The 12,193-nt window shown below is 55.1% G+C and carries 12 protein-coding genes; 4 read left to right on the top strand and 8 right to left on the bottom strand.

From position 1 onward, the window contains the following. The 3 genes from AACI_RS14915 to AACI_RS14925 form a co-directional block, all read right to left on the bottom strand. Positions 1–1,746, bottom strand: a complete 1,746-nt coding sequence (locus AACI_RS14915) for a DEAD/DEAH box helicase (protein WP_015759750.1) — start codon at positions 1,744–1,746, stop codon at positions 1–3. Between the two features lie 94 nt (positions 1,747–1,840). After that, a complete protein-coding gene (locus AACI_RS14920; protein ID WP_015759751.1) occupies positions 1,841–2,116 on the bottom strand; it encodes an HU family DNA-binding protein in 276 nt (91 codons plus the stop codon). A gap of 206 nt (positions 2,117–2,322) precedes the next feature. Next, on the bottom strand, positions 2,323–4,092 hold the full coding sequence (locus tag AACI_RS14925; RefSeq protein WP_245530833.1) for an ATP-dependent helicase: 1,770 nt from the start codon (positions 4,090–4,092) through the stop codon (positions 2,323–2,325). A gap of 934 nt (positions 4,093–5,026) precedes the next feature. On the opposite strand from AACI_RS14925, the gene AACI_RS14930 reads away from it, so the two are divergent. The 3 genes from AACI_RS14930 to AACI_RS14940 are packed head-to-tail and all read left to right on the top strand — an operon-like array spanning position 5,027 to position 6,860. Beyond that, complete coding sequence (locus tag AACI_RS14930) at positions 5,027–5,284, top strand: hypothetical protein (protein WP_015759753.1); 258 nt, start codon at positions 5,027–5,029, stop codon at positions 5,282–5,284. After that, complete coding sequence (locus tag AACI_RS14935) at positions 5,281–6,537, top strand: DNA polymerase IV (RefSeq protein ID WP_015759754.1); 1,257 nt, start codon at positions 5,281–5,283, stop codon at positions 6,535–6,537. The genes AACI_RS14930 and AACI_RS14935 overlap by 4 nt, the downstream gene beginning before the upstream one ends. Next, entirely contained in the window at positions 6,534–6,860 is a 327-nt protein-coding gene (locus tag AACI_RS14940; RefSeq protein WP_015759755.1) for a YolD-like family protein, read from the top strand. Before AACI_RS14935 ends, AACI_RS14940 begins: the two co-directional genes overlap by 4 nt. Before the next feature lie 974 nt (positions 6,861–7,834). Here AACI_RS14940 and AACI_RS14945 read toward each other — a convergent pair. The 4 genes from AACI_RS14945 to AACI_RS14960 form a co-directional block, all read right to left on the bottom strand. Next, positions 7,835–8,203 (bottom strand): hypothetical protein, encoded by a 369-nt coding sequence (locus AACI_RS14945; RefSeq protein ID WP_015759757.1) that lies wholly within the window; start codon positions 8,201–8,203, stop codon positions 7,835–7,837. Between the two features lie 273 nt (positions 8,204–8,476). Next, entirely contained in the window at positions 8,477–8,773 is a 297-nt protein-coding gene (locus tag AACI_RS14950) for a hypothetical protein (protein WP_015759758.1), read from the bottom strand. Between the two features lie 123 nt (positions 8,774–8,896). Next, positions 8,897–10,204 carry a DUF1173 family protein gene (locus AACI_RS14955; protein WP_015759759.1) on the bottom strand — a complete coding sequence of 436 codons (1,308 nt, stop codon included), beginning with the start codon at positions 10,202–10,204 and terminating at the stop codon, positions 8,897–8,899. After that, positions 10,197–11,432, bottom strand: a complete 1,236-nt coding sequence (locus tag AACI_RS14960; RefSeq protein ID WP_015759760.1) for a ParB/RepB/Spo0J family partition protein — start codon at positions 11,430–11,432, stop codon at positions 10,197–10,199. Before AACI_RS14960 ends, AACI_RS14955 begins: the two co-directional genes overlap by 8 nt. 154 nt (positions 11,433–11,586) lie before the next feature. Here AACI_RS14960 and AACI_RS17030 point away from each other — a divergent pair, with 154 nt between their 5' ends. Next, on the top strand, positions 11,587–11,859 hold the full coding sequence (locus AACI_RS17030; RefSeq protein ID WP_015759761.1) for an AbrB/MazE/SpoVT family DNA-binding domain-containing protein: 273 nt from the start codon (positions 11,587–11,589) through the stop codon (positions 11,857–11,859). A gap of 22 nt (positions 11,860–11,881) precedes the next feature. Here the strand turns inward: AACI_RS17030 and AACI_RS14965 are convergent, their stop codons facing one another. Then, on the bottom strand, positions 11,882–12,112 hold the full coding sequence (locus AACI_RS14965; protein WP_015759762.1) for a hypothetical protein: 231 nt from the start codon (positions 12,110–12,112) through the stop codon (positions 11,882–11,884). Positions 12,113–12,193 lie beyond the last annotated feature (81 nt).

Below are 12,193 nucleotides of genomic sequence, written 5' to 3' on the forward strand. Positions count from 1 at the left end.
TTAGCTGGTTTGCGCTACGCGTGCTCGAGACTGTGCACGCGCGCGTAAGGCCATGAGCCGATGTTCCAGCCACGCTTGCCCATGCGGCTGTGCTAAGACATCCCGCCATTTTTGCGCGTCGAAGTTCTTCTGCAGCACGCGCACCCGCTTCGCCGCAAATCGTTGTCCGAGCGCATCCGCCGCCATGCCGCGCGTCCACGTATCATCGTAGCGGATTCGATACTTCTGGAGCACGTACTTCTGCCTCTCGGTCATGGGAGCATTTCGCCAGTCGGCCTCCTTCGTGATAAGCGACGATTCGAAGAGCGAGAGAAAGCCTTCGACCACGCCTTGGGCATATTCAAGCGGCAAGGAGCGGTCATGGAGTGGCATGAACTTCTCGTTCTTCAGTTCGAGCACCGGCCAAAACTCGTCCCCGTCGCGGTACAAGTACGCCCAGCCATCGTGGCCATACGCGATCGCGAAGTTGTCTTTGACCCGCACCCAGCGATACCGGCTTCTGTTCGCGAACAGATTGATGGCTTGTGCCACTTGCTCCGCGAGTTCCCGCTTTTGCGCCACGCGCGTCAGCCACTCGCCTACGCTTTCCCCGTCCTCCATAGGCACGGCATCTTCGCCTTCTTCCGCTCCGACCAGCGCGTGTGTCGCCGTTTTTCTCTGGGTGCGCATGAGACGCGCAAACGTCTGGAGCGATTTATCGTCGCTCGCACCTGTAAGATCGAGCACCAGCGCATCTGTTTTGTCAGGATGGAGACGCAGGGCTCGCCCGACCATCTGCACGTACAGCGCTTGGGAACGTGTTGGCCGCGCAATGACCACGCAGTCCACGTCCGGCTGGTCATAGCCTTCGGTGAGAATCTGGCAGTTGACGAGGACACACAGGCGGTTCTCCGCGAACGCTTGGAGGATGGCAGCGCGTTCTTCTGCCTTCATAGCTCCGTCTACGGCGGCGCAGGCGATGCCACGCTTCTGAAATCGCTCCGCGAGGGCGTGCGCGTGCTTGACATCGACCGCGAAGACGAGGCATTTGCGCCCAGGCGCGTGCGTGACCACGGCGTCCACGACCGCATCGAGTGCCGATTCGATATTCATCACGTACGACAGGTCTTTCGAGTTGTAGTCACCCGCCGTGGTCCGAATGGCGCCAAGGTTCAGACCCGGAACCTCAACCTTCACTCCGCGCACATCCGACAGGTATCCGTCCATGATCATGTCGAGAATCGTGCGCTCGTACGTCAGGTGTTCGAAGATGTCGCCCAACTCCGTCCGATCTGAACGTGAAGGTGTCGCGGTTACGCCAAGCAACGGCGGGCCATCCGACTCAAACACACCCAAGCGCTCCAGTACGCCAAGCGCGCCCTCTGCGCGGCTGTGGTGGCATTCATCATAGATGATGAGCCCCGGTTGGGGTATCCGTCGACCTGCGACAAGTGTTTGCGTGGAAGCGAGCAGTACGTCGCCCAGCTGCTCGTTGCGAGCGCCTTGGATGCGTCCGATGAAGGCCTCCGGCCAGACGAAGTGGATTTTCTGTTCCGCCTGGTCGAGCAGTTCCGTACGATGCGCGATGACCAGAATCGGCCGCTCGCGCGAAACTTCTTCGTGGAAGCGCCGCGCGACACTCCCGAACACAATGGTCTTGCCTGCGCCCGTCGGAAGGACGATGAGTTGGCGCTTGCGACCTTCGGCCAGAGCCTGAAAGAACGCGTCGACGGCAGCCTGTTGGTACGGACGAAGTTGGATAGCCACGGATATGCCCTCCACATCGTTTAGCGCACGTCCCTCTGCCGGCCGCACGATGTTCGTTCGTGCAGTCGGCACAGGGGGCGTCCCTGTGCTGTGATCACACCTGCACGGCCTGTTTGAGTTCGGCACCTGGCTTGAATGCCGGGACACGACGAGCCGGAACTTCCACCGCTTCACCGGTCCGGGGATTGCGCGCTGTACGGGCCGCACGCTCACGCAACTCGAACGTTCCAAAGCCGATGATTTGGACTTTCTCGCCGGACTCTACCGTCTTCCGGATGGTATCAAAGAGCGTGTTGATCACGGCTTCGCAGTCTTTCTGGGATAGTCCTGTCTCTTCAGCGGTTTTTCGAATGAGGTCCCGTTTGTTCATACTTGTCCTCCTCGCATAAGGTTCGCTTACTTCTTGAGCATATCATGATCTTCGGGACGATTTGCGCCATCTTTACGCCAAATTATCGATGGAAGCGCCGCTCGAACGCGCGGGTCTTTTCTCGGAAGATGACGTTCAGCGCGATGATCGCCACGATGGAGCCACCTAGAATGAGCCATGTCCACATGACGCCTGCTCCTCCTTTCTCACGGATTTTTAACCGCGTTCACGTAACGTGAGACTTCCCGCTCCTTGTCTCCGTACCACTTGGCCGCCATGAGATACAGATTGTCGCGTGCTCGTGTGGCCGCGACGTAACACAAGCGCGTCTCTTCGCGCAGTTCCTCACCCTTCAAGGCCTTCTTGTGCGGCAACAGGCCTTCCGCGAGGCCTGCGACGAACACGGTGGTCCATTCCAAGCCCTTGGCCTTGTGGATGGTCATGAGTTGCACAGCCTCGTCCTTCGGCTCCTTCGACTTCTCGATGATCCAATCCACGAAACGCAAAAACGACGCGACGGTCTTGTATCTGGACGCCGAAGCGATGAGCGAATCCACCCACTTGATGGGTTCGTCCTCATCTTGTTGGCGTACTAGACCCGGGTGGTTGTCTACCAACCATTGTATCGCTTTGGAAGGTTCCTCTATACGGCGAAGCGTGTCGATTGTGGTCACAAAGGCACGACATTTGGGGTGCGCGACCACCGCCTCCCATCCGCCGTGCTGAACCTCGTGCACGACGTCGATCGGGATGTAGCGCTTGGGACGATTGAGCAGGTGCCCCCACACGGTCGGATCGGACGTGTCCTGCGTCGTTCGCAGATAGTCCAGGATGATTTTCACGTCCGGCGACTCGTAGAAATGCTTGTCTCCGACCACGTGATACGGAATGTCCGCGTCGGCGAGCGCTTCTTCAAAGAGCCGCGACTGGATGTTCGTTCGATAGAGCACGGCGCAATCGCTCCAGGATACTCCGTGCTCCTTCCGTAGACGCTGGAGTTCCTGCGCGACGAAGCGCGCTTCCTCGAGGTCAGAGCGCACCGTCACGATTTGTGCGATCGCGCCTTCCGGCATTGAGCGGTGCGCGACCACGCGTTTAGGGAGCTGATGCCCGTCGTTCAACCGGATGATGCGCCGCCCTACGTCGACGATAAGGTCGTGTGAGCGATAATTGGTCTCCAGCGTGACCCTTTTTGCGTCCGGAAACCGACGTAGGAACTCTTTCATGAGGTCCGGGCGTGCCCCGCGGAAGTAGTAAATGGACTGCCAATCATCCCCTACGACAAATAGGTTGTTGTGCGCCTTGACGAGTTCCAACAAGAACAGCCACTGCGCCGTGTTCGTGTCCTGAAACTCGTCCACCATGACGTATCGCCAACGCTGACGCCACCGCTTCGCGAACGCTTCGTCCGTGCGGAACAGGCGAATCGCGTGGAGGATCATGTCCTCGAAGTCCAGGGTCTTACGCTCAGCCTTCAGCGTCTCATATGCCGCGTAGACCTTGGTCAAAGGGTCAGACACCTGGTGCGGCCCAAGCGCGTCCGCTTTGGCCTTGGCGATGGCGGAGATGGCCTCGCCTAGCTTCATCACGGGCCCGACGCCGTGCGGATTCTTGCCACTTGGCTCCTCCAGCACACGCTCGATCATCCACGTGGGGTCCGACAGCACACGCCAGTCCTCCCCGAGTTCTGGCGTGACCATGCGATATGCGACCGAATGAATCGTCCCGATGGTCACGGCCTTTCCCCGTTCGCCCACGGCGGCAAGCAGGCGGTCGGTCATCTCCTGCGCGGCCTTGCGCGTGAACGTGCACGCGAGGATGTCCCCAGGTCTTACGCCCTGGTTGATGAGATGCTGGATGCGCGCGATGAGCATGGCGGTCTTTCCTGAACCGGCCGCGGCGACGACCATGCAAGGACCGTTTTTGTGCGTTGCAGCTTCTCGTTGTGCGTCGTTCAGCTGATCTAAGGTGGGCACAAAGATCCTCCTATGCGGAAGCCATTCTTCGATGTGATTTGGCGTAGTTTCGACGGCTTGTGCGTCACGCGTTTTGTGAGACGCGCTTGGATGACGTGATTGGCGAAACCGCGGACAGTTCGGGTGATGGATGCCCAGAGGATTCGTGACGACAGTGTACGTCGGAGGGCGGATGCGGACGCGGCGCAGATGCATGGGGACTGGACGGTCGGGGTTGCAGAGACAGCGCACTTCGACGCCAAGTGCGTAGCATTCTTCGAACAAGGATTGAACTTCAGGAGTGAACAAGTCCTCATACGACAGGTGATGACGAGCACTGCCACAGCGAACTTCGATGCACTGCGTATCCATGTCTCACGCGCCTCCTTTGGGGAAAGGATAGCGCGTGAGAGATGAAGAGTTGCGCCAAGTTTAGGCCATCTCGTAGTTTACACAAACATATGTTCGTAAAAACTTGCTCGGAATCGTATAATAGAAATCGTCGTAGACGACCTAGCGGTCTTAGGGCGTGGTAACCACCTCCCGGTCATGGGGCGGTGTGGCTCCCGTTCGGGTAACGGGAGGTGGTCCGAATGAAGGTTAAGCTTCAGGTAATCCCTGTACCTGTAGGTCACCTTTGGCTCTTTGCATTTCGCATCGAGTTCGATAAAGACTGATGGCCAGCCCGTGCCACCGAGCTGACCATCGCTTAACCGTATCTGTGAGCTCATTCGGCCCGAACGGCCGCTACACCGTCCGTCGCCCCTACTCGTTCCCGCGAGTGGGGGCACTTATATTATACACCTCTTCCCCGCTTCTTCTCCGCCTCTCTTGCAGTTTTCCTCATCATCCAATGCTCGTCCGATGGTGCTCTCACCATATTTAGTTATTTGCGTTGTTCCCCGTGCCGTATATACTTCTTATAAGAACATATGTTCGTATCAGGGGTGTCCGTATGAACCGGCCTACCGCCTTACTCCGACAACTTCTCATCCTCGAACTCATCCAAGCGCACATCGTACGCGAACGTGCGCGCGTCAAGGCACAGATGCGTGCGGAAGGGTTACACATCGTTGAGCGTCAGGACGGAGACATGGACATCCGCGTCGAGTTTCGTGTCGGCGATCACTACGACGAAGCGGTCTTCATGCGTAAGATGCTGGAGGCCGAAGCCGCGAATCGTGCCAAGCGGACGGGGATGATTTCGCGATGACCAAGCTCATCTACGGCCTGGTGGATATGCAAAGCTTCTACGCCTCGTGCGAGGTGGCGAGCCGCGAGGAGTATGCGGCCCGGCGCAAGGAGTTCGATGATTCCACCGACCCGCCGCTTGTCGTATCTGGTGACCCGGCCCGACGTTCGGGCATTATCCTCGCCGCAACACCGACGGCGAAGCGATACGGCGTCGAGAATGCGATGCGCTTGGGAGAAGCGCTCCGGCTGTATCCGCGTCTCATTGTCGTGCGGCCGCACATGGCCTTCTATTTGCACGTGTCGGTTCGGATCCAGATGCTCATGCAGCAGTGCTTCCCGTTCCAGGAACAGTTCTCGGTCGACGAGGGCTTCATCGCCTTCCCGTACCCATCAAACTTGTTCCCCGACCCGATCGCGGCGGCACGCAATCTCCAAGCGCGCATCTGGGACCAGTTTCGCATCCGCGCGCGCATTGGGCTTGCGCCGAATAAGTGGCTTGCGAAAATGGCGAACAAAGCCGCTAAGAAAACGCCCGGCGGGATTGTGTGGTGGCGAGAAGAGGACATTCCGTCTGTGCTCCATCCATTGCCCGTTGAGGAGATGTGGGGCTTGAAGCGGCGGGCGGAAGTCCTTCGACGCAAGTTCAAGTGCGAGACGATTGGCGACGTTGCACGCTTGCCTGTCGGTGTGCTCAAGGCCGAGTTCGGCGTATGGGGCGAAGTCATCCATCGCTGGGCGAACGGGATCGACGTGAGCGACATCAATCCGGACAGTTATCACGCGCCGCACAAGGGATTCTCCCATCGCACGACGTTGCCGCGAGACTTCTACGAGCGCAGTGAAATCGCGGTCGTCATCCTGGAATTGCTGGACGAAGTGTGTCACCGACTGCGCCAAGCCCATCAGGCCGGACGTCGTGTCGGTCTCGGGCTCACCTACGAGGGATTGACGGGCGGGTTCTACCGAGCGAGGACGTTGCCGCGCGCCACAAACGACCCAGCCGAGCTCTACCCGGTGCTCCTGGCGCTTCTGGATGAGCACTGGGACGGTTCTGGCGTGCGGGCCGTGTCGGTGGCCGTCGACATGCTGCAATTTCGTGAGACCTTGCAATTGTCGCTGTTCGAGAACGTGCCGGCGCGGACACGACTGTACGAGACGGTGGACGAGATTCGCGCACGCTTTGGCGAGACGTCCATCATGCGCGCCGTGAGCCTGACGCGCGCGGGACAGCTGCGTGAACGGAGTCTGCGAATCGGAGGTCACTACGCATGAACATCCGGGACGGGAACATCTTCGAGGCCATGCGGCTTGTGTTGCCAGAGCATCGAGCGCTCATGGCGCAAATCCAGCGTGAACGGATGAAACGGAAGCGACCGATGCTCACCGAGGAGCGCTTGGAGGAGATGCAGTATGTGCTCAGCGAGGCGATTCGCGAGGGGCGCATCGTGCGCGTGACGATGTTTACGCCGGAACGGGATGTGGTGCTGGTGGGCCGCGTGTCGGCGCGCGGTAGGGAATTGCGCGTGAGGACGGCGGCAGGCGTGCATATCGTGGATGTGCGGGATGTGGTCGGAGTGGAGATGGAGAGAAGTTAATAAGGCCCGATCGATTCCCAGGGATAAATTTTATATATGATTATATTTTGTTATCGTTCATTCCATCTAGTGCTATCTTGTGTCGTCTAGTTCGTTTGAGTACACTGAGAATGAACAGTTCAGCAGCATGTGCATGATGCGTACTGGAAAGAATACTGTGTGGTGATGATGAAAAAGCGCCGGAGTTGGCGCCTCCGGCGCTTTGAGCATCATCGCCTGGGCATTGGCCCTGCCCGCTATCTACGATAGCTTCTAAGGCAGTAACCGCCCCGAGGCCGGTAAACCTAGGGGGCGGTTACTTGCGTACTATGGCAAGTACCAAAGCCACGACCAACGACAGGAAGGCAATAGTCGCCGAGACTGATTGGATCATCAGTCCGATAGCTGTCGCTGTACTCATGTGGCCTCACCCCCTCCCGCTTCGCGGGCAGGGAGTGAACCCCCAAGGTGATGCTCGATGCTATTATACCTAGATTGCTAGATTTTTGCGTGTACGAAGATAGGAGCCGGGTCAAATTGCGCGTCACAATTGTGCTGAGTCTGTCGCGTCATGCATGACTGCAACTTGGCTAATTCGGAGACCGTGTAGTGACGATTTTACCAACGCACAGTAGTTGATGTGCTTTGCCTAGTTCAAGTGCCATCTTTTGATTTCCGGAAGAAGGTCCTTTTTAAATTTCGATATCCGCTCAACCACGAAACGTTGAACTCCACAGTGCACCAAGAACCGCACGAAGTAGGGTTTCTCATGCATGTTAGTCACTACAGTGATATCATCAATCGGATGCATGTGACGACCATCGAGTAACCAGGGCAAGCGCGCCAATAAAGGCGCGAAGCGGCAGGCGAAAGGAGGTTATAACTTTAAGGTCGCTCTCGTTCTGAACAACAAACAAACTTCCTTGCTTTGCAATCGGCCGGTGTGGCACGTCTTTTTCACAGTTTTGGTCTCAGGCACTGGCACTACTTTGGTATCAGAACATAATATCATCAATCATTTCACGAATTTGTTCGAGTTTGTCTGCTAATTCTTTTTGATCCTCAATCGTTTCAAAGTCTTTGAAGTCAATTGTTTCAAGTAGAGTCAAGATTGCTTCCAATTTTAAATCATGACCCCAAAATGACATTTTGGAAGATCCTTTAATTTTTATTTCAAGGTTTTCTGACTTTGAAATGGTGATTTCAACGACCTCCTCATTTGTCTCTGCCTGTTCAACAGTAGTGATTTCGGTAGTGATTTTGACGGCCTCCATATTTGAGTCTTCCTGATCAACAGTATCAATTTGAAGGGGACTGATAGGACGGATATTTCGTTTGTGCTTGTTACCTTTGTACGTATGCATATAATCTCCTCCTTGATGTTTGGTCAGCCACGTAATATTGCAATGAGGGTTTTGCAGAATTCTATTTCTAACGTTTAACTGACTATATGTAACGGGCTCCATGATAATTAGACGCTATATATGGTGTGCAGGCCGCGCGCAGGAGTCATTCTGCAAAACCCTCGCAATAATAGGCTCCTAAAATCCACGCACACGATTTCGACATCAGAGGTCCGAAGCCCTTTGTTGCACAAGCATTTTTCGGTGGTTTAGCAGACTCTGGTTAATATTCACTCACTCGTTACCACAATCCCACCATTCATGCGGCACTCTGGATTCGATGAGTACGATAGTCTCACGAGCAATCCTAGTTTCGATGGTGTCCCCCTCTGGAGACTCTTCTGCAATACGTATCATGCGTTGGAACGCCCTAACGGCTTCCCGAAGCGCGTTGGCAAGGATCTCATTGGTGTCAGACTGTTTTACTATTATATGGAATGAATTGTATTCCAGCATAGTCAAATCGTCATGTGTGAGAAGTTCTTCTGCACGTTTTCTTGCCTCAACTACTTCTCTAGGTGTCAACATCATGCCTCGCCTCCTTTGATGCCTCGTACAACCTCTCCAATGCATCCAACCGACGCTTGTCCTCCACTGTCACCTCCACCGTCATCCAACATTTGTATCTCTCAAAGAAATAAGCGCACCGAATACTTATTTCTTCATCCATAAGCCGATGTTGCGAAGTACGGCAGCCCTTTCTCTCGGGTTCCGTGAATCCCACTCAAGAAAACGGAGTTCGCCCCGTTTCTCGAGTTGTCTATAGAATGCTTGCCGTTTTTCTTTGCTCTCATCATAGTCCGTCTTCCCACTCATTCCCCAAATCTCTATGATGAGTGGCGGTTTGCCTTCCATCCGCAATACGTAATCAGGTCTGCGTCCATCGTACTCAACCAACCCTTCCAGAGGTTTTTCCACCTTGACATCCGGTCGACGCTGCAAGCCGTTCATCAATATTTCGTGGAATTGATATTCAACCAAGCTATCCACCCAAGCGCATCCATCTCGCTCTACGATCAACGCTTGTTTGGCCGGGCAGACGCTCATGAGTTGATCCGTCTCATGTTTGACTCGCAGCGCCACTAGTGCGCCGATATGCGGATTGGGACACAAGTGGACTTCACTTACGAGGACGTTCCAATTGGCGCGCAGCGACGTGCCTTTTGCGTAAATCCCGTCCACACGCCAGAATTCGCCCGAGCCACTTCGACTCCGATCGCCGAGTTGACCCACGACAATTTTCTGGCGCTCTCCGTGCCAAGGTTCAACGTAGCGGTTGGGGATGAAGAGCAATGCACGTGGGTCTTTGCCGTCGTGGAACGTGATCGTTCCGTCGAGCATCACTCGCCACATACCATACAGCAATTCGGAAACATTTTTCGCTTGGCGCTGTTGATGATGCTCGTACCATTGCAACCCAACTCGATACCATTCGCGTAGGAAACCCGAAAACGTCAGCTTCCCACGTTCTTTCCGCTCTCCGCGCACGATGATACGTTTTTCTGGAAGAATTGTGCGCTCTGTCTCCGCAGCTGAACTCATGTTCGGAGTCGGTGGTTCATGCTCTTCTGTTTGCTCTTGATCTGCCGAAAAAAAGTCATCAACGTGGAAAATTAGCGATGCAACGCGCTCTCCTTTTTCATTCACCGTTTCAACCGTCTCAATGCCAAACTGCTTTTTTCGGCGTTCCACGATTCGAACAACCTCATTCCGATAAAAACCGCAATGAGGCGCATGTAGTCTTGCCTGTCCCGGATTTGACGCCAAGTGCCAATGCTCGCGTTTTACCAAATGGAGTCGGATCCGTTCGTGACCGCGACATAAGCAATAAAACCGATAGCGCTCTCGATTTTCATACTGGCTTAACCATTCAGATCGCTTGGCTGACGCCTCGTCATAAGAAAAGCGTTCTTCTCGCCCTGTCCATGTATCGACGACGAGCAGGTCTCCTTCCTTATGCATGGTCTTCGAACTCCTCAAAGATATCGCTCAGTCGTTGCACCGCTTCCCGGTCGTGCAACTTCAAATTTTCGATCAACGCCAACATGCCCTTCGTGTGGAACTCCAACTGCTCAATGTCCTCCATCATCTCTTGGAGACCGCCCTCTTTAATCTCTTCCATCAAGGCCTCGGCCTGCTGACTCAGCTCGTTCGTCATTCGTTCCATGGCTCTTCTTTGCTTTTTGACGAGCAAAGCCAACCTATTTCTGGCCAGCAACGTCTTGTGTTCCGGAACGTCCACGATAGAAATCGAACGCTTTTCTGCAGAGTACATTGGCTGATGACGGCCCCCATCTGCAACCACAGACAGCTCGTAAGCATCCGAGGCGTATTTCGTGATGTGTGGTACGCTCTCGTCGGATCGCATTTCTTCCCATTCTGCAACCAGCGTTTCCGATGAAGGTTCTGGTATCGATATCGGCTTCTCCGCCGCGCCCAATCCGTTGGTTTGGCGTTCTACGATGCTTTCCCATGTATTCCGAAACGCCTTGATGTCGCTGTCCGAAATCTTGGGCCAGTCCGCATAGTCGCGCATGAAATCGCGCTGGGCTTGTTCACTCATACCGGCAAGCATGGCGCCGCCCTCGAAACCAATCTTTTTCTCGCTAATCCAATGCTGAAGTTCAGGAATTAGCTTTAACAACGCGAAATGCTTGCGCACTACTGCTCTCGAACGCTCAAATTTTTTGCTGACTAAATGGACGATTTCCGAAGAAAAACTGGGTACGGTTCCCTCTTGCTTCCGAGAGGGAGATATATCCACGGAATCATCATCTATTTCATTTAACAACTTCAACCGCAATGCAAAGTAAAACATGTTCCGAGCCACAGCCATGTAGTCCTCCATGATACCCGTGTTACGCTCCCAGTTGTCCGCGAGCATGATTGCGTAGGCTTCTTCGTCCGTCACGTCCAAGTACTGCACGGGCACTTCTGTCCAGCCAGCTTGTATCGCGACAGCGCGACGAAAATGCCCTGTCATCAGGATGTTGGTCGAACGTTGCACCAACAGCGGTTCGCGGATTCCGTTTTGGAGAATGTTCGCTTGGAGAGAAACAAGGTTCGTCGGCAAGTTGTCCATGGCTTCGGGGGTATCGTACCGTTCGCCAGCTTCGTCCCGTCGTGGATGAGGTACAAGTTCGTTCGGGTTGACCATCACGATGTCGCGCGTCCATTGTGGCTGTTGCAACGCAGTCGCCTCCCGTACAACGGTTTGTCTACCATCGTACACGGGACATTTCGCCTCGTTGCGCCAACTTTAAGCCAGACGCCGGCAGAAGCAGTTTTGTATATCTCGAAGAGAAGAAGACATTCGGCATATCGAGTAGTTGGAGGTCTGTGTGATGAGAAAATCGGTCGGAATCGTGCGGAACTTGGATGCGCTTAACCGTGTGATATTGCCGAAATCGCTCCGCGACACGCTTGGCATTCTCCCACACTCCAGCGTGGAAGCGTTCATTGATGGCGACCGCATTGTACTCCGCAAGTACGCGCCCGGCTGTGTGTTCTGCGGCCAAATCGACGGCACGAGTTTGTTCCGACACAAACCTGTCTGTGGGACGTGCCGACGAGAACTCGCTCAGTTGAGCCGCGAACGTGCGCCTGCGTCTCGTTGACCCAGGCGCGTGGCATGTGTTCTCAGCCAGACATGTTCGCGTCTAACACGGGCAGATACATACCGTTTGGCGTTCGTTTCGCCGTACCTTCCGCTACTAAGCGCTTCAACATCGGAGATGTCCGCGCCGACGCCTGCTGATAGCTGAACCCAAGCGCAAGACCAATCTCCGTCGGTCCGATGGGGCGCTGGTGCGCTTCGTAGAACTCGCGCAATTTGGCCGCTACGGCTTCGTACATCATCGTGTTGGCCACTTGTTTCTCCTCCCAAGCATGATTCACATGTGCAGCAAATCGGCACAGTTACCATACGCCAGTTTTGCGACAACATGGCAC

It is taken from the genome of Alicyclobacillus acidocaldarius subsp. acidocaldarius DSM 446, assembly GCF_000024285.1.
Lineage (GTDB): Bacteria > Bacillota > Bacilli > Alicyclobacillales > Alicyclobacillaceae > Alicyclobacillus > Alicyclobacillus acidocaldarius.